This is a genomic window from Burkholderia puraquae (assembly GCF_002099195.1).
GTDB lineage: Bacteria > Pseudomonadota > Gammaproteobacteria > Burkholderiales > Burkholderiaceae > Burkholderia > Burkholderia puraquae.
Window position 1 is genome coordinate 198,482 of record NZ_NBYX01000004.1, and the last position, 22,298, is coordinate 220,779.

The following is a 22,298-nucleotide window of genomic DNA, read 5'->3' on the forward strand; positions in this document are numbered from 1 at the left end:
GGATGACGAAGGTTCAACCCGACTGGCTCGCGCTCGCGACGCGTTTCGCGCAACTGCCCGACGCGCAGCGCGCGGTCTTCATCGACAAGCTCGGCGCGGCGGGCATCGACTTCCGCGTGCTGCCGATCCCGCCGCGCACGCCGCGCAGCGACCGCGTGCCGGCGTCGTTCGCGCAGACGCGGCTGTGGCTGCATGCGCGCCTGATCGATGCGCCCGACGCGTATCACATCACCGAGCGCCTGGCGCTGACGGGCCCGCTCGACGCGCATGCGCTGCGCCTTGCATGCGATGCGCTGATCGCGCGCCACGAGGCGCTGCGCACGACCTTCGACGAAGCGCAGGACGGCGTCGCGCAAACGATCCACGCGCCGTTGCGCTGCCCGTGGCGCGAAACGGATCTCGAAGCGCTGCCGGACGCGCAGCGCCCGGCGCGCGCGGAAGCCGTCGCGACGGCCGACGAAGCCGAGCCGTTCGATCTCGGCGCGGCGCCGCTCGTGCGTGCGCACCTGGTGCGCTTCGACGCGACGCATCACTGGCTCGCGCTGACCGTGCATCACATCGTGTCGGACGGCTGGTCGTCGGGCGTGATGCTCGATGAGCTCGCGGCGTTCTATCGCGCGTATGCGTCCGACCGGCCGGTGCCGCTCGCGGCGCTGCCGATCCAGTACGCCGACTACGCGCTGTGGCAGCGCCGCTGGCTCGACGCCGGCGAACGCGATCGCCAGCTCGCGTTCTGGCGCGAACGGCTCGATCCGCAACGCGGCGTGCTGGCGCTGCCGGGTGCGGCTGCACGACCCGCACGCCGCAGTGCGCGCGGCGCACGCCATGTGTTTTCGCTCGACGCGCGCATCGGTGCGCAACTGCGCGCATTCGCGGCCGCATCGGGTGCCACGCCGTTCGCGGTGCTGCTCGCCGCGCTCGATGTGCTGCTGGCGCGCGCGACCGGCGATGCGCGGATCTGCGTCGGCGTGCCGGCCGCGAACCGCGAGCGCGCGGAAGTCGCGGGCCTGATCGGGTTCTTCGTCAACACGCTGGCGATCGACGTCGACGTCCCCGCGCACGGCGACTTCTCGTCGCTGGTCGCGCGCACGCAGCACGCGCTGGTCGACGCGCAGATGCACCAGGACGTGCCGTTCGAGCAGGTGGTCGACGCGCTCGGCGTGCCGCGCAGCGCGAGCCACCATCCGCTGTTCCAGGTGATGGCCGCATACGGCGAGCGCCGCGCGCTGCCGGCGCTCGGTGCGGCGTCGGCAGCGTTGCTGCCGTCGGGCACGCCGTCCGCGAAATTCGACCTGACGCTTTCGGTCGAAGCGACACCGGACGGCACCTTCGACGCCGCCTTCATCTACGCGCTCGACCTGTTCGAAGCGGACGCGATCGCACGGCTGGCCGCGCGTTTTGTCACGCTGCTCGCGGATGCGCTTGCACGCCCCGACATGCCGGTGGGCGATCTCGACTGGCTGCCCGCCGGCGAGCGCGCACAGCTCGTTGCATGGAACGCACCGGCGGGCGCGACCGAAGCCGAGCCGTTCGTGCCGGTGCATGCGCGCATCGCCGCGCACGCGCAAGCACGGCCCGGCGCACGCGGCGTTGCCGATATCGAGCGCGCGCTGACGCGCGGCGAAGTCGACGCGCGCGCGGCGCGGCTGGCCCGCCAGCTGGTCGCCGCCGGCGTCCGGCCCGAAATGCGTGTCGGCGTCGCGCTGCAGCGCTCCGTCGACCTGCTCGTCGCGCTGATCGCGGTGCTGAAGTCGGGCGCCGCGTTCGTGCCGCTCGATCCGGCGCATCCGCGCGAACGGCTCGCGCAGATCGTCGGCGACGCGAACATCGCGCACGTGCTGACCGACGGCGCGAGTGCCGCGTCGCTGCCCGAGCTGCCGGCGCTGCGCGTGTGGCGCGCCGATGAAGTCGATGCGCTCGACGAAGCCGCGCACGTCGTGCTGCCGGACGTGCTGCCGGGCCATGCGGCCTATGCGATCTACACGTCGGGTTCGACCGGCAAGCCGAAGGGCGTGATCGTCGACCATGCGTCGTTCGCGCTGCATTGCGCGGCGATCGCCGAGCGCTACGGCGCGGGCGAGCAGGACGTGTTCCTGCTGTTCCAGTCGGTCAACTTCGACGGCGCGCACGAAGGCTGGTTTTCGCAATATATGTCGGGCGCCGCCGTATCGGTGACGGCCGACGTGCTGTGGCCGCCCGCGCAGACCTGCGCGATGATGATCCGCGACGGCGTGACGATGACCTACGTGCCGCCCGGCTGCGCCGCGCAGCTCGCCGAATGGGCGCTCGCGCACGGCGCGCCGCCGACGCTGCGATCGTTGACTGTCGGCGGCGAGGCGACGTCGCGCGAGGCGTTCGCGATGCTGCGCCGCGCGCTGCCGAACGTGCGCGTGGTCAACGGCTACGGCCCGACCGAGACGGTCATCACGCCGACGCTGTGGATGTTCCGGCCCGGCGACGATCTCGCGAAGCTCGGCGACGCCGCGTACCTGCCGATCGGCACGCTGGTCGGCGCACGCACCGCGCATGTGCTCGACGAACGGCTGCATCCGCTGCCGGTCGGCGTGACCGGCGAACTGTACCTGGGCGGCGAGGGGATCGGCGTTGCGCGCGGCTATCTCGACCGCCCGGCGCTGACGGCCGAGCGCTTCGTGCCCGATCCGTATGGCGCGCCGGGCGCGCGGCTGTACCGCACGGGCGACCTCGTGCGGCGCCGTGCGGACGGCGTGTTCGACTTCATCGGCCGCGTCGACCACCAGGTGAAGCTGCGCGGGCTGCGCATCGAACTCGGCGAGATCGAGGCTCAGCTTGCCGCGCACGACGCGGTGCGCGAAGCATGCGCGGTCGTGCACGGGCAGGGCGCACTCGCGCAGCTCGTCGCGTACGTCGAGCTGACCGCCGACGCACGGGTGGCCGCGCAGCCGGTCGAAGCCGCGACGCTCGATGCGCACCTGCGCCGCACGCTGCCCGACTACATGGTGCCCGCGCAACTGATCGTGCTCGACGCGCTGCCGCGCAACGCGAACAGCAAGGTCGACCGTGCACGGCTGCCGGCGCCCGTGCGTGTCGAACGCGCGTACGAAGCGCCGCACGACGGTGACGAAGCAACGCTCGCGGCAATCTGGTGCGACGTGCTGAATCTCGAGCGCGTGGGCCGTGGCGATCACTTCTTCGATCTCGGCGGCCATTCGCTCGCCGCCGTGCGCGTGGCCACGCGCGTGGCCGAGCGACTCGGCCGCGACGTGCCGGTGCGCGCGCTGTTCGAAGCGCCGGTGCTCGCGCAGTACGCGCGCCAGGTGGCCGAAGCACCGCCTGCCGCGCATGCCGGTGCTGCGGCGCCGGGCGTCGCGGTGGCCAAACCGGACGCACACGGCGTGTGGCCGCTGTCGCCGGCACAGCTCGGACTGTGGTTCCTGTGGCGCGCGCAGCCGGACAGCGCGGCGTACAACATTCCGGTCGCGCTGCGCGTGCGCGGCCCGCTCGACGTCGAGGCGCTGCGTGCGGCCTTCTCGGATGTCGCGGCCGTGCATCCGGCGCTGCGCGCGCGGCTCGTTGCGCGTGACGGCGCATTGCCGGGCCAGCGGATCGGCGCAGACGTTTCCGTCGAACTGCCGGTGATCGACCTGTCGGCGCAAGCCGATGCGCTTGCCCGCGCGGCAGCGCTGACCGATGAGGATGCACTCGAGCCGTTCGACCTCGCGACCGACGCGCCGCTGTGGCGTGCGCGGGTACTGCGGCTCGGCGTGGACGATCACGTGCTGTCGGTGACGATTCATCACATCGTGTCGGATGGCGAATCGATCGAGCTGTGGCTCGATGCGGTGCGTGCGCGCTATGTCGCCCGCGTGCAGGGCGGCGCCGTGCCGGCCGAGGAGGCCGTCCAACTGGCCGCTCCGCTCGTGCTGCCCGCGCCGTGCCATCCTGCTCGCGTCGCTTACTGGCGCGACGCGCTGGCCGATCTGCCGGCGCGCGTGCTGCCGCAGCGTGAGGATGCGCCGCCCGTGCCGCAATGGCGCGCGGCCCGCATCGCGTTCGAATTCGACGGCCCGCTGGTCCGTGCCGCACGCGACTCGGCGTCGGCCGCGCATGCGACGCTGCCGATGCTGCTGCACGCGGCGCTCAACACCGCGCTGTTCCGTGCGACGGGTGCGGCCGACCAGCCGGTCGGCGTGCTCGCGTCGACACGCGAGCTGACGGGCGACGCGGCCCGCGACGCGCTCGGCCTCTTCATCAATTCGGTCGTGGTGCGCACGCGGATCGACCCGGCCGCGCGTCGTGCGGACGTGCTCGCACAAGTGCGCGACACGGCGCTGGCGGCCTATGCGCATGCCGACGTGCCGTTCGCGGACGTCGTCGCGGCGCTGCGTGCGCCGCGTGCCGCGCAGGCCAATCCGCTGTTCCAGGTGATGTTCAACTACCTGCGCCCGACCGGTGCCGCGGCGCGCGACTGGGCCGGCCTGTCGCTGGCCGGATTCGACGACGTGCGCCATCGCGTCGTGTTTACGCTGGAGCTGGACGTCGTCGAGCACCCGGACGGCCGCGTGAGCGCCGCGTTCTCGTATGCGGACGAACTGCTCGATGGCGGCTTCGTCGATGCGCTCGTCGAGGTCTATCACGACGAAGTCGCGCGTTTCGCCGGCGCGTCGGAAGCCGCACTCGGCGCGCCGGACGAGCGTGCCGTTGCGCAGGCGTTGCATCGCGCGCAGACGGAAGGCAGCGCACGCGCTGCAGCGTCGTCACGTGCGCCGCATGCGGCTGCCGCGCTCGCGGCGCTGTGGTCAGACACGTTCGCGACGGCCGCGCCCGAGGCCGATACGGACCTGTTCGAGGCCGGCGCGACCTCGTTCGACGTCGTGCGCTTCGTCGACGCGGCCAGCCGTGCCGGCCACGCGCTGACGGTTGCCGACGTGTTCGCGTCGCCGACGCTCGCGGCGCTCGGTGCGCGGCTCGATGCACGAACTGAAACCGGACAGGAGGCGCGCCATGCTGGCTGAAGTGCGTCCGGACGGATTCACGATGCTCGATACGTACCGCCTCGCGTTCGCGGACGGCCTGTTCGCCGTGCGCGACGGCGCGGAGATCCGCATCGCGCACGGCGACGGCATCGGTGCGCAGTTGCTGCGTGCGCAACTGGGCGACGACGGCACACTGCGCCTCGTCGCCTACAACCATCGCGCGGCGCCGGCCGACCAGCGGCGTGCGCTGCTGGCGGCGCTGGCCGCGGCATTCTCGGACAGTGCACGCCACGCGGCGATCCGGCTCGATCCGGCCGCGTGGCCGGCAGTCGCGCTCGATGCGCTGCGCGCGAGCGGCGTGCTCGCCGACGGCGGCCGCTGCATGCGCGAGGGCTGGGCGCAGCAGGCCGATCTGTGGCTCGTCGGCCCGCATCTGCCGTGCGCGACGTTGCCGATGCTTACCGACGGCCGCCGTCACCCGCGCCGGCCGCCGGCGCCGCGCGGCGAAGTCTACGCGCGCGACCTGCCGGCGCTCGGCGTGCGCTTCACGCTGCGCGGCTGGCAGCCGGCCGAGGATGCCCAGCGCGTTGCACGCTGGTTCGACGCGCCGCGCGTGCGCGACGGCTGGCCGGGCGCGCAGCCCGGCGCGGACGGCACGCAAGGGGCCGCGCCCGATGCCGATCCGCACGTTACGCCGCTCGTCGGCTGCTTCGACGGCGAACCGTTCGCGTATTTCGAAGCTTACTGGCTGAAGGAAGACGCGCTCGCGCCGCATGTCGCGGCGCGCGACTACGACCGCGGGCTGCGCATGCTGGTCGGCGAGTCGCGCTGGCGCGGCCCGCATTGCGTGGCGGGCTGGCTGCCGTCCGTCGTCCATTACCTGTTTCTCGACGACCCGCGTACCGAAGCGGTCGGCTGTGCCGTTCCGGCCGGCCACGCGCGGGTTGCCGACCATCTCGCGCGGCATGGCTTCGCGCGGCAGCGCCGTCTCGCGCTGGCCGACGCGCAGCCGCTGTGGATGCGCACGCTGCGCGAGACGTTCTTCTCCGGCCGTCACGTCTGACGCGCCGGATTCACCGACAAGGGAGCTGAGACATGCAGAGAGAAACCGTATTCGACCTGATCGGCGTCGGCTTCGGGCCGTCGAATCTGGCGCTGGCCATCCGCCTCGAGGAGCGGCGCGCGGCGCGCCCGTTCGCCCATTGCTTCGTCGAGCGTCAGCCTGAATTCGGCTGGCACCGCGGGATGCTGCTCGACGACTGCCGGATGCAGATCTCGTTTCTGAAGGATCTCGTCACGATGCGCGATCCGAAAAGCCGCTACACGTTCATCAACTACCTGTTCGAACGCGGCCGGCTGAATGAATTCGTCAACCTGAAGAACTTCTATCCGACCCGCGTCGAATTCCACGACTACCTGAGCTGGGTGGCCGAGGCGTTCGACGATCGTGTCCATTACAGCGAGACCGTCCTGGCGATCGAGCCCGTGCGCGGCGATGGCGCGCGGATCGACGCGCTGCGCGTGCTGTCGCGCGACGCCGCCGGCCACGAGCGCCAGCGCGTGACGCGCGCGCTGTCGGTCGGCGTCGGCGGCACGCCGGCGGTGCCGGATGCGTTCGCCGCGCTCGGCCGCGACCGCGTGATCCACTCGTCGTCGTATCTGACCGACATCGACCGGCTCGTCGCGTCGCCGGACGGCGAGCGCCGCCGCGTCGCGGTGATCGGCGCGGGGCAGAGCGCGGCCGAGGTGTTCATCGACCTCGCGCGCCGCTTCCCGCATGTCGACGCGAGCCTCGTGATGCGCGCCGGTGCGTTGAAGCCGGCGGACGACAGCCCGTTCGTCAACGAGATCTTCAGCCCCGAATTCACCGATGTCGTCTATGCGCAGCCGCACGATGCGCGCCGCGCGCTGCTCGAGCGGTATCGCGACACGAACTACGCGGTGGTCGACCGGCCGCTGATCGAACAGATCTACGAAATGCTGTACCTGCAGCGCATCGACGGCACGCCGCGTCATGCGCTGCTCGCGAACAGCGCGATCGAGGCCGCGGTGCGCACCGCCGACGGCCGCATCGAGCTGACGCTGCGCGACCGGATGAGCGGCGACACGCGTGTCGAGCGTTTCGACGCGCTCGTGCTGGCAACCGGCTACCGCCGCGACACGCATTCGGCGCTGCTCGAAGGGCTCGCGCCGCACCTGGGCGATGCGCTTGCGCGTGGCGACGTCGCGCGCGATTACCTGCTCGCGACGCCCGAGCACTTCGCGCCGCGCATCTACCTGCAAGGCTGCTGCGAAGACAGCCACGGCCTGTCCGACACGCTGCTGTCGGTACTGGCGCGCCGCGCGGACGAAATCTGCGCGTCGCTCGAAGACGGGATCGCACCGGCCCATGACGAAGGCGCGGCCCGGGCACCGCACGAAAAACGACAGGAACACGGGGTGAGCATGAGCCGGATGGCTTTCGCTCTTTGACAAAGGCGCGGTCGGAGACCGCATGAAAAAAGTGGAGCAGAGAAAGATGGAGTGGGCAACAGGCACGCGTTTGCGTGCGATCGCAGCCGCGGCGAGCGTGGCGTTCGGTGCGGCGGCAGGGCAGGCGCATGCCCAGGCGGCGCCGGCCGTGAACGCGGGCGCAGCGGCGTCGGCCAGCAGTGCGCAGAACGGTGCGGCGGCGAGTGCGGCGGCCAGTGCGTCGACCGGCACGCTGCCGACGATCAACGTCAACGCGGCCTCGGAAGGGGACGGTACGGTCGGGCTCGTCGCGAAGCGCAGCCGGACCGGCACGAAGACCAATACGTCGATCAACGAGATCCCGCAGACGATCAACGTCGTCACCGCGCAGCAGATCGAGATGACCGGCGCGACCGACGTGAACGCGGCGCTGCGCTACGTGCCGGGTTTCTCGTCGTACGGCTCGGACAACCGTTCCGACTGGTATGCGGCGCTGCGCGGCTTCACGCCGACCGCGTACGTAAACGGGCTGCAGGTGCCGAACACGATCAACCTCGCGAGCTGGCGCGTCGATCCGTACATGATCGACAGCATCAGCGTGCTGCGCGGGCCGACCTCGGTGCTCTACGGCGCGGGCGACCCGGGCGCGATCGTCGACGTGCAGACCAAGCTCGCCGACGGCGAGCGCGTGCGCGAAGCCGGGGTGCAGATCGGCAACTACGCGCGCAAGCAGTTCATGATCGACGTCGGCGACAAGCTCGACCCGGACGGCAAGTACGCGTACCGGTTCGTCGGCGTCGCGCGCGACGGCAACGCACTGACCGGCCCGAACAACGACCAGCGCGTCGCGCTCGCGCCGTCGTTCCGCTGGCGCCCGAACGCGGATACGTCGCTGACGCTGTCGGCCACCTATCTGCAGGACTGGGGTGACATCTCGTCGAACTTCCTGCCCGCGTCGGGTACCGTGTTGCCGAACCCGAACGGGCAGATCAACAAGGACGTGTACGAGGGCGATCCGAACTTCAACTACTACCGCAAGAAGCAGTGGTCGGTCGGCTACCAGTTCGAGCGAAACCTGACGCCGGCGTGGACGTTCCGCCAGAACACGCGACTGATGCACTTGTCGCTCGACAACGGTTCGGTATTCGGCAACGGCTTCGTCGACGGCAGCACGACCGACGTGTCGCGCTGGGCCGGTGTGTTCCAGATGAACTACAGCCGCTTCGACATCGACAACAACGTCGAGGGCCGCTTCGCCACGGGGCCGCTCCAGCACACGTTGCTGCTCGGTTTCCAGTACAACCGCCAGACCGCGACCGACAGCGAATGGCTCGCTGCCGCGCCGCCGCTGAACATCTACAACCCGGTCTACCTGCCTGTCACCAAGGCGGTGTTCACGCCTGACTCGACGTTCCGCACCAACACGTACACGACGATGAACACGTTCGGCCTGTACGCGCAGGACCAGATCAAGTGGAACCGCTGGACGCTGACGCTCGGCGGCCGCGAGGACTGGGTCAACATGCGGATGGACGACCGCGCGGGCGGCACGTCGACGAAGGCGGAAGTCACCGCGTTCACCGGCCGCGTCGGCCTCACGTACCAGGGCGATTACGGGCTGTCGCCGTACATCAGCTACGCGACGTCGTTCAACCCGCTGATCGGCGTCAACCTGCTCGGCGGCGGGCTGCCGCAGCCGACGCGCGGCAAGCAGATCGAAGCCGGCCTGCGCTGGCAGCCGCCCGGCAAGAACCTGATGCTGAACGCGGCGATCTACCAGATCAACCAGACCAACGGGATCACGCCGGCGCTGCCGAGCCAGGACGCGACCGGCACGAAGTCGGTGCAGACCGGCGAAGTGCGTTCGCGCGGGATCGAGCTGAGCGCGACCGGCAAGGTCACGCCGAACCTGTCGCTGATCGCATCGTACGTGTACCAGGACGTGAAGAACGTGAAGGCCAACGACGCGTCGCTGAACAACTGGCCGGTCGACATTCCGCGTCCGCGCCAGATGGCGTCGCTGTGGACCGACTGGACCTGGCACACGGGGCCGCTCGCGGGCTTCGGCCTCGGCGGCGGCGTTCGCTACCAGAGCGCGTCGGCCGGTGCGGCCGACAACTCGCTGACGGTATCGAGCGTCACGCTGTTCGACGCGGGCGTGCATTACGACACGCGTAACTGGCGCTTCGCGGTGAACGGGACGAACCTGTTCAACCGCCACTACATCAGCGGTTGCCAGTCGGCGAACGTCTGCGTGTTCGGCACCGACCGCACCGTGATCGCGACCGCGAAATACAACTGGTGACGTTGCGCGCCGCGGCCCGCCGGCCGGCCTTCGTGGCCGGCGCGGGCCGGCGCGGCGCCTTCGTCCGCTTTTCCACGACGCATCCATGCCGAAGAAAAATCTCGTCTACATCCAGTCGCTGCGCAACGGCGCGGCCGATCGTGCCGGGCAGCCGGTCGCTTATCAGGGCGGCACGCGCTACATGAAGGCGCCGCTCGAATTCCTCGTCGAGCGCCTGAACGACTCGCCGCTCGGCGAGCGCTACACGCTCAAGGGCGTGATCGTCGACGACGACGACGGTTCGCCGGCCGACCGCGCGAAAGTCGCCGACTACGGCTTCGCCCGCACGCCGGGCCGCCCATGGATCCTGCCGGAAGGGTTGACGGTGCAGGGCCGGCCGGTCGACGAACTGTTCTGCACGATTGCGTCGACGTACCGGCGGCTGCCGCGTGACGCGCGCGAGCGCGTTGCGGCCAAGCAGGCATTCGAGCGCCGCCTGCTCGAGCGCCTGCTCGAACTCGAAGCCGACGTCGTCGTGCTCGACGGGCTGCTCGTGATCCTCGACGAACTCGTGCGGCCCGGCGCGCGCTTTCACCGGCGCATCGCCAACATCCACCCGGGCATCACCGCCGACGGTTCGCCGTACCAGCGGCGCGGCGCGTGGGCGACGCTCGACGCGCTGCACGGCGCGCGCGGCGAACGGGTCGACTGGGCGAGCGGCGCAGTGACTTCCGTCGAGCCCGTGACGATGACGGGCGCGTCGTTCCACTACGTCGACAACGGCATCGATTCCGGCGAGGTGATCTGCGACGTGCTCGACACGTCGATCGCGCCGGACGACACGATTCTCGAACTGCGCTGGAACAATTTCCAGCGCAGCCTGTTTCCGGCGCTCGAGCGGGGGCTGCACGTCCTCGCCGACCGCCACGACGCGGGAGCGCTGTGATGGAAGACACGCTGACGAAACCGGCCGGCGCCGCGGACGCCGTCGAAGGTGAAGTGGCCGCCGCGCTCGACGGCGCCGCACAAGGACAGGCGATGGCAGTCGCCGAGCGCACGCTCGACGCGTGGCGGCCCGACGATTCGCCGGATGGACTGCTCGCGGCGTTCGTCGCGCTCTTCAACGCCGACACGCGATACGACGCGGCGACGATCGCGGTGCCGCTCGGCGGCGCCGATGCGGCGGCGGTCGCATCGTACGTCGCGCGCGCGGTGCGCGAGGGCGTGATCGACGGCGCGCAGGTCGCCGGCGACATGCTGCGCGTCACCGTGTCGCGCGCGACGTTCTGGCAGAACCCGCGGCCGTGGCTGAAGGCGCCTGCTTCGGGCGGGATGCCGCTGCGCCATGCGATCACGAACGGCCACCGGCACCCGGTGCGGCCGCCGTCGCCGGCCGGCGAGATCTATGCACGCTACATGCCGCAGGTCGGGATGACGTTCAGCCTGCGCACCGTCGATATCGATGCGCACGCGGACCTGTTCAGCGGCTGGATGAACCTCGATCGCGTCGCGCATTTCTGGGACCAGCGCGGCACGCGCGACGAGCACGCGGCGTATCTCGCCGAGCGGCTCGCCGATCCGCACATGCACCCGATGATCGGCTATTTCGACGACACGCCGTTCGGCTATTTCGAGTTCTACTGGGCGAAGGAGGATCGCCTCGCGCCGTTCTACGAGGCGCACGACTACGACCGCGGGCTGCACCTGCTGATCGGCGACTCGCGCTTCCAGAGCGCCGGCAAGCTGCATGCATGGTGGAGCGGGGTGCTGCACTACATGTTCGTCGACGAACCGCGCACGCAGCGACTCGTCGGCGAGCCGCGCGTCGATCACGTGCGGCACATCGCGTACATGCACCGGCTCGGGTTCTACACGCTGAAGGAATTCGACTTTCCGCACAAGCGCGCGGCACTCACCGTGATCGAGCGCGATACATTCTTCGACACTTTCCGGTTGCCGTGACGGCGCGGGTGCGCGGGGCGGTGCTCGTCACGCGCAACCGCCGCGAGTTCGGCCGTGTCGGCGGGTTGTCGCTCGAAGACTGGGCGGCGTGAGTGCGGCTTGGTATCCACGCGGTCGCGCTGCCGTTCCGCAGCGGCGCGTCACGTGCGGGGAGCGGGTTGGTCGGCGAGAAAGACGTGGCGGAATGCATCGAGATATCGGTCGACGTCGTCGCTGAATTCACCGGGTAGCAGTGCGAACGCGCGTGCCAGCAGATCCTGGCCGAGCGCGGCATAAGTCGAATCGTCCGACAACAGTGCGCGGATCGCGTCGCGCGTTTGCGGCGAAGCAATCCGTTGCGCATCGCGCGCGAGCAGCGCGGCAGCGGCGAGGCCCGGCTGGAACGCGTACAGTTCGAGCAGATCCGGCGCGGCTTCCCAGATACGTTCGCGATTGCCGGCGTCGTGAAAATTCCGCAGCAGGAACAGCAGGTCGTACGCGTCGCTGTTCTGGCGCGCACGCCGGTCCTTCCAGGCGAGCAGCTTCAGCAGCGCCAGCGCCGGCAGGCTGGCCACCGGCACTACGGTGTGCGCGTCGATCGACACCGGCTGCGCGGTGTCCACCGCTTCCTGAAACCCGAGCACGTTCAGCACGAATTCACCGCCAGGCGGCCACGCAATCTCGCCCGGCGGCGTTTCGAGAGGCCCGAACGGCACGAGATCCAGCTCCGTGCGAAAACCGTGCGCGCCACTGTCGAACAGCAGTTTCTGCTGTTGTTTCGGCGCGCGAGTGAATCGCCCGGTTGCGACGAGTGCCTCGATGAGCTGCTCATGAAATGGCCAGCTCACCGCGCACACTGCCACGTCGACGTCGCGCGTCGCGCGCCCCGGCCGGATGCCGTGCACGTGCCACATCAGGATGTCGCGCGCGCTTGCACCGGCGACGACGAACGCCGCGTCGAGGTGTGCACAGGCCGAGCTGACGGCCTGCAGCAGCGCGACCGCCGCGGGCTCCAGCGGCCGGCCTGCGTCGACTTCAAGCGGGCGGGTGGGCGAGGTATCGTTCATGGATGCGATCGGCGATGGCGAGATTGCGGCTGTCGCCGGACGAGACGAGATCCGCGTAGATCAGCAGCGGCGGCACGATCGGCACTTCCTGCTCGCGCCAGCCGAGCGCCGCAGACGGCGGCCAGAACGCTTCGACGAGTTCGACATCGCCGTGCTCGTCCGGACGCAGGCGCGCCTGGAGCAGCAGCCGGTTCGACACGGCGCCGTGCGTATAGACGGTAATCGCGGCTGGTTTCAGGTCGTGCGTCAGCAGGTCGGCCGCCGGCTCGCCGCCGAGGCGCGCATCGAATGCGGCGAAATCGAAGCCGCGCCACCAGTCGGGCGCGAGGCCGGCAAACCGGCGGCTCGGCAGTTTCGCGCGCAAGCGGCTCGGGTAGAGCGCGACCCATTCCTGCACGAAGCGCGGCCAGTCGGGCATCAGGCGCTCGCCGTTGCGGCGCTGCCCGACGAGGCCGCGCGCAATCAGGTCTTCCATCGCGAGATTGACCGTGCCGAGCGCGACGTCCGACGCGGCGGCGATCGCCCGGTACGGTTGCGCGACGAGGCCCGGCTGCGTCGCGAGCGCGAACATTACGGCCAGCCCCTTCGGCGTCGTCGCGCGCGATGCCTGTCGGCGCGGTGCGCGTGCGGGCTTTGGCCGGCCCGCGATCATCACGGTCGCCTCCGGCTGAATCAGGCATGCGTTGCCGGCGGTATCGAGAAACGGGATGCCCTGGTCGGTCAGGCCGGCGGCCAGTTCGGCCGAAAGATGCGGCACGACCAGCATCAGTGGCCGTTCGCCGGGCATCGCGGTACCGCCGCCGCCGCGGCGCAATGCCGCGAGTGCGCCCGCGAGCGATTCGACGCGCAGGCTCACGGCGACCGGCATCTCGAATGCCTGCCCGGCGACGTCGAAGCGGATCATGGCGTCGGCGCGCGCGTTGTAGGCGGCCGGCACGCGCACGGGCCGCGCGCGAAAGCGCCGCGTCGCGCTTTCGAATGCGGCGCAGGCTTCGTCGAGCACGTGCTGTTCCGGCACGGAGAGGGCAGTGTTCGCGGGCATCGAAGGTAATCGCATGTTCACTTTTCTGTCAGCGTACACAAAAAATGTACAGACGTCAAAAAGTGAACAAAAATTCGCAAGCCTTTGATGTACAGGCACTATTCCAGAATGCCGGGCGATAGTCATCGGGGCGCTCATGCGCAAGAAATCGATGAACGGCACACAGTTTCGCGCATCCGGCTCCGGCGCGGCAGTCGTCCGGATGGACGGATTGCGCTTGTCGCGCATCGTTTCCGATATGGCAACTGACGGTTGCTACCGTGACGACTTTCCGTCTGCCCGGTTGCCGTTCAACCGACTATCCTTGCCGGCATATTCCCCACAGGACAGGAGACGACACCGTGACGCACAGCGTGATTCCCGCAGGCCTCGCCGACGAAATGATCGAGATCCGGCACCGCATTCATGCCCACCCCGAACTCGGCTTCGAGGAATTCGCGACGAGCGACCTCGTCGCGGAGCAACTGCAGTCGTGGGGCTACACGGTGCATCGCGGGCTCGGTGGCACGGGCGTCGTCGCGCAGTTGAAAGTCGGCAACGGCACGCAGCGCCTCGGCCTGCGCGCCGACATGGACGCGCTGCCGATCCACGAGACGACGGGCCTGCCGTACGAGAGCAAGATCGCCGGCAAGATGCACGCGTGCGGCCACGACGGCCACACGGCGATGCTGCTCGCGGCCGCGAAGCATCTTGCGCGCGAGCGTCGTTTCTCGGGCACGCTGAACCTGATTTTCCAGCCGGCCGAGGAAGGGCTCGGCGGCGCGAAGAAGATGCTCGACGAAGGGCTGTTCGAGCTGTTCCCGTGCGACGCGATCTTCGCGATGCACAACATGCCGGGCTTTCCCACCGGCAAGTTCGGCTTCCTGCCGGGGCCGTTCATGGCGTCGTCGGATACGGTGATCGTCGACGTGCAGGGCCGCGGCGGCCACGGCGCGGTGCCGCACAAGGCGGTCGATTCGGTGGTCGTCTGCGCGCAGATCGTCATTGCGCTGCAGACGATCGTGTCGCGCAACGTGTCGCCGCTCGACATGGCGATCGTCACGGTCGGCGCGATCCACGCGGGCGAGGCGCCGAACGTGATTCCCGATCGCGCGCAGATGCGCCTGTCGGTGCGCGCGCTGAAGCCGGAAGTGCGCGACCTGCTCGAGACGCGCATCAAGGAAGTCGTGCACGCACAGGCGGCCGTGTTCGGCGCGACCGCGACGATCGACTACCAGCGCCGCTACCCGGTGCTCGTCAACGATGCGGAAATGACCGCGGTCGCGCGCAACGTCGCACGCGAGTGGGTGGGCGACGCGAACCTGATCGACGGGATGGTGCCGCTCACGGGCAGCGAGGACTTCGCGTTCCTGCTCGAGAAGCGGCCGGGCTGCTACCTGATCATCGGCAACGGCGACGGGGAGGGCGGCTGCATGGTGCACAACCCCGGCTACGACTTCAACGACGCGGCGCTGCCGACCGGGGCGTCTTACTGGGTCAAGCTTGCGGAGACGTTCCTGGTGTGACGGAACCGGATCGCGTTGCGTGCGCGATCGCCTGGAACGCCTCCCCGCCGAACAACGCCACGACCGCATCCGGATCCGACGGCCAGTACATGTGCATGTACGTCGCGACGATCGCGTCGCGGCAATAGACGGCTTCGCCGCTGCCCCGTGCGCCGTCGGGGCGCGCGGCGCTCGCGACCGGTTCCAGCGGCGTCGCGAGCCGAGAATAGTGAAACGTGTGACCGCGCATCGTGCCGCTGCGCGTTTCGAGCTGCTGCATGCCGAGCGCCGCGAACCGGCGCTGCATCGTCGCATGACCCGGCAACACGCCCAGCATCGGCGTCGTCGCGCCATCCACGTCGGTCAGCGATTCGCACAGATACACCATCCCCCCGCATTCGGCGACGATCGGCCGGCCGGCCGCGGCGTGCGCGCGAATCGTCCGGGCGGTGGCCGCATTCGCCGCGAGCGTTGCCGCATGCAGTTCCGGATAGCCGCCCGGCAGGAACAGCGCATCGCAATCGTTCGGCACAGGTTCGTCGGCGAGCGGAGAAAAGAACCGCAATTCCGCCCCGAGCGCGTCGAGCAAGGCGAGATTCGCCGGATAGATGAACGAAAAGGCCGCGTCGCGCGCCACTGCGATCCGCCTGCCGGCGAGCGCACGCGGCAGCGGCGCCGCGGCGTCCGGTTCAGCGAATACGACAGCCGGCGGCAACTCGGCAAGTGCGGTTTGCGCGAGCACGTCGGCGGCGCGATCGAGCCGCGCATCGAGATCGTCGATGTCGTTCGGCTGGTGCAGGCCGAGATGCCGTTCCGGCAGCGCGATGCCCGCATCGGCCGGCACGTGCCCGAGCCAGCGCAGGTCGTCGGGCAGTGCCTGTTGCAGCAGTTCCGCGTGCCGGGCCGAGCCGACGCGGTTCGCCAGCACGCCGTGAAACGGCAGCCCCGGCCGGAACCGCGCGAGCCCGAATGCGATCGCTGCGAACGTCTGCGCCATCGCCTTCGCGGAAATCACCGCGACGACCGGCACGCCGAACGCAGCCGCGAGGTCGGCACTGCTCGGCGTGCCGTCGAACAGCCCCATCACGCCTTCGATCAGGATCAGGTCCGCATTGCGCGCGGCGTCGGCAAGCAGCGCGCGGCAGCCGGCTTCGCCGACCATCCCGAGATCGAGCGCATGTACAGGCGCGCCGCTCGCGCGTTCGAGCAGCATCGGGTCGAGAAAATCGGGCCCGGTCTTGAACACGCGCACGCGGCGGCCGAGCCGGCGGTGCAGCCGCGCGAGGCCGGCCGTCACCGACGTCTTGCCCTGGCCCGACGCGGGCGCACTGACGAACAGCGCGGGGCAGGCCGGCATGCTCAGAACTCCACGCCGCGCTGCGCCTTCACGCCTTGCTCCTTGTACGGATGCTTGACGAGCCGCATTTCGGTGACGAGGTCGGCCGCCTCGATCAGCGCATCGGGCGCATGCCGCCCGGTCACGACGACGTGCACCGAATCGGGACGCGCGGCCAGCGTCGCGAGCACTTCGTCGAGCGGCAGGTATTCGTACTTCAGCACCGTGTTCAGCTCGTCGAGGATCACCATCCGGTAGTCGCCGCTCTCGATCATCCGGCGTGCCTCGTCCCAACCCTTGCGCGCGGTCGCGATGTCGGCGTCGCGGTTCTGCGTGTTCCACGTATAGCCGTCGCCCATCGTCACGAAATCGCATTCGGCCACCGCGCCGAGGAAGTCGCGCTCGGACGTGTGCAGCGCGCCCTTGATGAACTGTACGACGCCGAGCCGCATGCCGTGGCCGAGCACGCGCACGGCCATGCCGAACGCGGCCGTGCTCTTGCCCTTGCCGTTGCCGGTATTGACGATCAGCAGGCCCTTTTCCTGGGTGGCGGCGGCCTGCTTCTTCTCGTGGCCGGCGCGGCGGCGTTCGGTCATCCGTTGATGGGATTCGGCATCGGTTTTCATCGGATTCGTCCTGTCGAAAAAAGCGAAACAAAGGGTTCAGAGCGGGCCGGCGAGTGCAACCGTCACGCCGTCCCGGATGGATTTGGGGCCCAGCAGCCGGCCGTGCGGCGCGGCGAGCTGCGCGCACGGCTCGGCGACCCCCGCGACGCCGAAGCGGGCGAGTGCGGCGCGCGACGGGCCGCTCGCGGCCAGTTCCGGGCGGCTCGCGAGTTGTGCTGCGTCGAACGCGACGAGCGGCCAGCCGCGTCGTGCGCACAGCGTGCGCAGCGCGCGGGCACGCGCCTTGTCGGCGAGCGTCGCGACGAGCGCCGGTTCGGCGGCCGGGTAAAGCGCCAGCGCCGCGCGGATCGCGGCATCGAGTTGCGCGGCCGTCACGCCCGCGCGGAAACCGATGCCGAGCGCGACGCGCATCATGCGCCGCTGCCGAGCGCCGCACGTACCGCGGGATCGTCGGCGAACGCCGCGACGCGGCCGATCACGACGATCGCCGGCGAACCGATGCCGGTCGTGCCGACGCGTTCGACGAGCGTGTCGAGCGTCGCGAGCACGTGCCGCTGTTCGGGGCGCGTCGCATTCTCGATCGCCGCGCACGGCGTATCGCCGGGCAGGCCGCCATCGCGCAGCGCGGCGGCAATCGCGTCGAGCCGGCGGATGCCCATGTAGATGACGATCGTCATGCGCGTGGCCGCGAGCGCGTGCCAGTCGGGTTCATCGGCACCCGCGCCGTGGCCCGTGACGAAGATCACGCCTTGCGCGTCGCCGCGCTGCGTGACCGGAATGCCGATTGCGGCCGGCGCGGCGATGCCCGCAGTGACGCCGTTCACGACCTCGACCGGGAAACCCGCCGCACCGAGTGCGGCCAGCTCCTCGCCGCCACGGCCGAACACGAACGGATCGCCGCCCTTGAGCCGCGCGACGCTACGGCCCGCGCGCAGATGCGCAAGCATCGCGGCGACGATTGCCTCCTGCGGCGTCGACGCATGCCCGCCGCGCTTGCCGACGTGCTCGATGAGCGCATCGGCACGCGCATGGCGCAGCACGTCGGGATTCACGAGATCGTCGACGAGCAGCACGTCCGCCGCGCCGATCGCGCGAACGGCCTTGAGCGTCAGCAGGTCGGCGTCGCCGGGGCCGGCGCCGATGAGCCATGCGCGGCTCATCGGGCGCGGCACGGCACGCACCGTGTCGAAACAGTGGAACAGGGCAGGCGGGCGGCATGGCGGCGGCCAGCAGACAGGTAACGCATGACGGATCGGGCGAAGCCCGCGCGGACGCGGGCGGAATGCGCACCCCATCCGTCCCCCGCGGATCGGGCGTTCGGCGAGCGTCGGGCTCGCCCCTTGCGTCGGCCGGTATCCGGGCTGGCCGCTTGCCGGGCCGCAGCCTTCCCGCCCGGCTGAAGGGCAGTGGCATCGTGGGCGGCCTGGGCGCGTGCGCGGGGAAGCGCGGCGCGCGGGCGGCGTACCGTTGCGGGGACAGCACAGGCCGGGCGGTGGTCCGCCTCCTGTTTCCCGTTTAACTGCACGCGCGGAATGCGCATGCGAGCACCGAACGCGGCGCATACGATAGCACAGCGTGCATCGGGCGCGGGGCCGGCGAACCGCGCCCGCATTCGTTCGGAACCCGATCCGGGGGCGATGCATTGCGCAGTCGTAAATTGGCGTGCAATCATCTGGCCGGAGTCACAAGCAAGGCTCAGTTTCGTGCTGCCGGTCGCACGAGCCTGACGAAATCCATACCAAAATCGGCTCGCTCTGCCGGACCTGCAGGGCGATGGCCACTACACCGCGAAGTGCCGCGCCTATGGCGAACGTACGCAGATGGACAACCTCCGGCGGGGCCGGCCATGCACTCGCGATCGGCATGCTGGTCGTGACGGCCGGATTGGCGCTGGGAGCGTGGCCCCATGTCACGAAGGCCGTGCTGGCGCAATCGGTTGCGGGGCTGGGGACGCAAGTCGTGCGGCAGATCGACGTTGTGTTCGATTCGGCGGCCACGACACTTGCCGACGTGGACGCATCGCCGTACGCGGGCTGCTCGCCGCAGGATCTGCGCCTGTTGCGATCGGCTTCCGTTCGGTCGAAGTACGTCAAGGACGTCGGGCGCCTGTCGGGCGCCGATCTGCTCTGCACGACGATGCTCGGCGTGCTGCCCAGGCCGTTTTCCCCGAAGCAGCAGCCATTCCGGCTGACCGACGCGATGTCGGCCTTCTGGACCGTCCCGTTGTTGTCGAGCCCTGGGGCGCTGGGGCTCGTGGTCACGGGAAGGAGGACGAACCTGCTGATGGATCTGGACGCCTTCAGGGTACTGCCGCCGCCGTCAGGTCTGCACTACGTGATCGGGCTCAGGGGCCGCCCGACCGCGCTCGTCATCGGGCTCGCCAAGGGCGGCGTCCCGGAGTACGTCGATGCCGGCCTGGTGCCGGGGTTTCGGGACGGCAAATCGTTCTGCTCGGCCCGGGTGCCGCTGTGCACCATCGTCGTCGCGACGCCGCGAGCGCTGGCGAGCGCCAGTCGGCGCGCTGCCTGGCTGCTGGGGATCGCCGGCGGCGCGGCGGGCTGCTGCCTGGGGCTCGGGGCGCTGATGCTGCACCGACGCTGGGCCGCGCTTCCGGCGCAGATACGGCGGGCGCTGGCAAACGGGCAATTTGTCCTGCGCTATCAGCCGATCGTCGCGCCCGGCGCGTCATCGCGGATCGTCTCCGCCGAAGCGCTGATCCGCTGGATCGACGGGCCAGCCGCCCCGGACGTGTTCATTGCCGAGGCGGAACGCGCCGGAATGATCGCCGACGTCACGGCCTTCGTCGTGCGCACGGTCCTGCGGGAGATGCGCGTGCTGTTCGACGGCGAGCCGGACTTTCGCGTAACCATCAACGTCAGCGCTCCCGAGTTGCTGGACGGCAGCCTGATGGCGACGCTGGACAGCTGCTGGCCGGCCGGATTGTCGCACCGGCATGTCGGTTTCGAACTGACTGAGCGGTCGACCGTGGAACTGCCGGAGATTCTGCCGGCGCTTCGGCAATTGCGCGACCTCGGGCATCCCGTCTACATCGACGATTTTGGGACGGGCTACTCCAGCCTGAGCCTGCTGCAGCATCTTCCGATCGACTACATCAAGGTCGACCGTTCGCTGCTGCCGGCCGCGCCGCAGCATGACGGCACGTCGATCATTCCGGAGATCCTGGCGATTGCCCGTCGGCTCGGGGTCGGCCTGGTCTTTGAGGGTGTCGAGACCCGTGAGCAGGCGCACATGCTCGACATCCCGGGGCAGTCGATCGGGGCACAGGGCTGGTATTTCGGGCGGCCCGATACAGTGGAAGCGCTGCAGAAGGCGATCGCGGAGCAGTCGCTGCGAACAGGCTGAGCATCTGGACCGAAAAGCCGGCCGCGACGCGCGCTCTGCCTTGACGCTCCCCGCACCGCCGCCTACACTCGCACGCGTTTTGGTGCTCGCGCGCGCCGCTCCGGCGTGCGCAGTTAAACGGGAAACAGGAAGCCTGCCTGCGCCGCAGTCGAGCCAACCTGTGCTGCCCCCGCAACGGTAAGCGAACGTGTCGCGCGCAGCGCGATGCAGCGCCGCTTCGCCGCCTGCCTCGTGCAGGCGGACGACCGCCACTGGATGCCGCGCGCATCCGGGAAGGCGAAGCGGCGTGTTCGTCAGCCCGGATACCGGCCTAAACGTTGGGGTTCAGCGCCGCGGGGAGGCGGCGCATCGTCCACGGCCGCAGCAGGCCCGACGCCCGCGTGTCGTCCGTTTCCGCCGCCGATCTGCCCCTGCGCGAACCCGCGCGGGCCGGCAGGGCGAACGGCAGGCGGCGCGAGCCGGGCCGGCGGCAGCCGTGTTGGCATTCACGATGTCGACCGTTCGCAAGGAAGCACCATGTCCGATTCGTCGTTCCGCCCGTCCCGCGACTGTCCGTCCGGATCGCGCGGCGGCATGCCCGCGATCCGCCAGATGAACTGCCACGCCGCCATCGACGCGACGATCCCGGGCTGATTCCAATTTCGACACAGGACCTACCATGACCCTACGCAAGCTTCCCGTCACGATCGTCACGGGCTTTCTCGGCAGCGGCAAGACGACGCTGATGCGCCACATCCTGCAGCACGCCGAAGGCCGCCGCATCGCGGTGATCGTCAACGAATTCGGCGAACTCGGCATCGACGGCGAAATCCTCAAGGGCTGCGGCATCGGCTGCGAGGATGCCGACGGCGCGCAGGGCGAAGCGTCGGGCCAGCTGTACGAACTCGCGAACGGCTGCCTGTGCTGCACCGTGCAGGAAGAGTTCTACCCGGTGATGGAAGCGCTCGTCGAGCGCCGCGCGGACATCGACCACGTGCTGATCGAGACGTCGGGCCTCGCGCTGCCTAAGCCGCTCGTGCAGGCGTTCAACTGGCCGACGATCCGCAACAGCTTCACGGTCGACGCGGTCGTGACCGTCGTCGACGGGCCGGCCGCCGCGAGCGGCCAGTTCGCGGAAAACCCGCAGGCCGTCGACGCGCAGCGCCGCGCCGATCCGAACCTCGACCACGAATCGCCGCTGCACGAGCTGTTCGCCGATCAACTGTCGTCCGCCGATCTCGTGATCGTGAACAAGGCCGATCTCGTCGGCGCGGCCGAATTCGCGCAGATCGAAACCGCGATCCGCGACGAGATCCCGCCGCAGGTGAAGATCGTGCGCGCGACGCGCGGCGAGCTCGACCTCGCGATGCTGCTCGGCCTCGAATCGGCATCGGAAGAAACGATCCACCTGCGTCACGACCATCATGGCTCGGCCGACGACGGCGACCACGATCACCATCACGACGATTTCGACTCGGTGGTCGTGTCGGGCGACGCCGGTACGCGCGAAGCGACGATCGCCGCGCTGCAGCGCGTCGTCGAAGCGCATACGATCTATCGCGCGAAGGGCTTCGCCGCGCTGCCCGGCGCGCCGATGCGGCTCGTGATCCAGGGCGTCGGCCGCCGCTTCGACAGCTATTTCGATCGTCGCTGGCAGGACGGCGAAGCGCGCACGAGCCGCTTCGTGCTGATCGGCGAGGATCTCGACGCAGCCGCGCTGCAACGCGCGTTCGACGCCGCGTGCGCGGCCGAACCGCAACAGGCGTAACG

15 protein-coding genes and 2 riboswitches are annotated in these 22,298 nt (G+C 69.9%); of the genes, 9 read left to right on the top strand and 6 right to left on the bottom strand.

The genetic code is table 11. The features are described 5' to 3' along the window. The first annotated feature begins 2 nt into the window (after nucleotides 1–2). From B7G54_RS10300 to B7G54_RS10325, 6 genes are all read left to right on the top strand, one after another. Nucleotides 3–4,994, top strand: coding sequence for a non-ribosomal peptide synthetase (locus B7G54_RS10300; protein WP_085038998.1), 4,992 nt, complete (start codon nucleotides 3–5; stop codon nucleotides 4,992–4,994). Next, the gene (locus tag B7G54_RS10305; RefSeq protein WP_085038999.1) at nucleotides 4,984–6,018 is read left to right on the top strand and encodes a GNAT family N-acetyltransferase; all 1,035 of its coding nucleotides are present in this window, start codon (nucleotides 4,984–4,986) and stop codon (nucleotides 6,016–6,018) included. Before B7G54_RS10300 ends, B7G54_RS10305 begins: the two co-directional genes overlap by 11 nt. A gap of 32 nt (nucleotides 6,019–6,050) precedes the next feature. Then, nucleotides 6,051–7,427 (top strand): lysine N(6)-hydroxylase/L-ornithine N(5)-oxygenase family protein, encoded by a 1,377-nt coding sequence (locus tag B7G54_RS10310; RefSeq protein ID WP_085039000.1) that lies wholly within the window; start codon nucleotides 6,051–6,053, stop codon nucleotides 7,425–7,427. Nucleotides 7,428–7,473: 46 nt separating this feature from the next. Then, nucleotides 7,474–9,711 (top strand): TonB-dependent siderophore receptor, encoded by a 2,238-nt coding sequence (locus B7G54_RS10315; protein WP_482764047.1) that lies wholly within the window; start codon nucleotides 7,474–7,476, stop codon nucleotides 9,709–9,711. A gap of 85 nt (nucleotides 9,712–9,796) precedes the next feature. Further along, a complete protein-coding gene (locus B7G54_RS10320) occupies nucleotides 9,797–10,636 on the top strand; it encodes a formyltransferase family protein (RefSeq protein WP_085039002.1) in 840 nt (279 codons plus the stop codon). Continuing rightward, nucleotides 10,636–11,652 (top strand): GNAT family N-acetyltransferase, encoded by a 1,017-nt coding sequence (locus B7G54_RS10325; protein WP_085039003.1) that lies wholly within the window; start codon nucleotides 10,636–10,638, stop codon nucleotides 11,650–11,652. Before B7G54_RS10320 ends, B7G54_RS10325 begins: the two co-directional genes overlap by 1 nt. A 140-nt stretch (nucleotides 11,653–11,792) precedes the next feature. On the opposite strand, the gene B7G54_RS10330 is transcribed toward B7G54_RS10325, so the two are convergent. Beyond that, entirely contained in the window at nucleotides 11,793–12,698 is a 906-nt protein-coding gene (locus B7G54_RS10330; protein ID WP_085039004.1) for a nucleotidyl transferase AbiEii/AbiGii toxin family protein, read from the bottom strand. Further along, on the bottom strand, nucleotides 12,667–13,740 hold the full coding sequence (locus B7G54_RS10335; protein WP_085039005.1) for a type IV toxin-antitoxin system AbiEi family antitoxin: 1,074 nt from the start codon (nucleotides 13,738–13,740) through the stop codon (nucleotides 12,667–12,669). The genes B7G54_RS10330 and B7G54_RS10335 overlap by 32 nt, the downstream gene beginning before the upstream one ends. A 341-nt stretch (nucleotides 13,741–14,081) precedes the next feature. Here B7G54_RS10335 and B7G54_RS10340 point away from each other — a divergent pair, with 341 nt between their 5' ends. After that, nucleotides 14,082–15,245 (top strand): M20 aminoacylase family protein, encoded by a 1,164-nt coding sequence (locus B7G54_RS10340; protein ID WP_085039006.1) that lies wholly within the window; start codon nucleotides 14,082–14,084, stop codon nucleotides 15,243–15,245. On the opposite strand, the gene B7G54_RS10345 is transcribed toward B7G54_RS10340, so the two are convergent. Genes B7G54_RS10345 through cobA form a run of 4 tightly spaced genes read right to left on the bottom strand, consistent with a single transcriptional unit; the run spans nucleotide 15,217 to nucleotide 18,346 of the window. Next, entirely contained in the window at nucleotides 15,217–16,581 is a 1,365-nt protein-coding gene (locus tag B7G54_RS10345; protein WP_085039007.1) for a cobyrinic acid a,c-diamide synthase CobB, read from the bottom strand. The genes B7G54_RS10340 and B7G54_RS10345 overlap by 29 nt on opposite strands. A gap of 2 nt (nucleotides 16,582–16,583) precedes the next feature. Further along, nucleotides 16,584–17,186, bottom strand: coding sequence for a cob(I)yrinic acid a,c-diamide adenosyltransferase (cobO, locus tag B7G54_RS10350; protein ID WP_085039008.1), 603 nt, complete (start codon nucleotides 17,184–17,186; stop codon nucleotides 16,584–16,586). 36 nt (nucleotides 17,187–17,222) lie between these two features. Further along, nucleotides 17,223–17,600, bottom strand: a complete 378-nt coding sequence (locus B7G54_RS10355) for a cobalamin biosynthesis protein (RefSeq protein WP_085039009.1) — start codon at nucleotides 17,598–17,600, stop codon at nucleotides 17,223–17,225. After that, complete coding sequence (gene cobA / locus B7G54_RS10360) at nucleotides 17,597–18,346, bottom strand: uroporphyrinogen-III C-methyltransferase (protein ID WP_085039010.1); 750 nt, start codon at nucleotides 18,344–18,346, stop codon at nucleotides 17,597–17,599. The genes B7G54_RS10355 and cobA overlap by 4 nt, the downstream gene beginning before the upstream one ends. Nucleotides 18,347–18,516: 170 nt before the next feature. After that, nucleotides 18,517–18,754: riboswitch (cobalamin riboswitch) on the bottom strand. 295 nt (nucleotides 18,755–19,049) lie between these two features. Between cobA and B7G54_RS10365 the strand changes: the two genes are divergently transcribed. Then, a complete protein-coding gene (locus B7G54_RS10365) occupies nucleotides 19,050–20,549 on the top strand; it encodes an EAL domain-containing protein (RefSeq protein WP_175130486.1) in 1,500 nt (499 codons plus the stop codon). 63 nt (nucleotides 20,550–20,612) lie between these two features. Continuing rightward, a riboswitch (cobalamin riboswitch) is annotated at nucleotides 20,613–20,877 on the top strand. 330 nt (nucleotides 20,878–21,207) lie between these two features. After that, complete coding sequence (gene cobW, locus B7G54_RS10370; protein WP_085039012.1) at nucleotides 21,208–22,296, top strand: cobalamin biosynthesis protein CobW; 1,089 nt, start codon at nucleotides 21,208–21,210, stop codon at nucleotides 22,294–22,296. The last annotated feature ends 2 nt before the right edge of the window (nucleotides 22,297–22,298 follow it).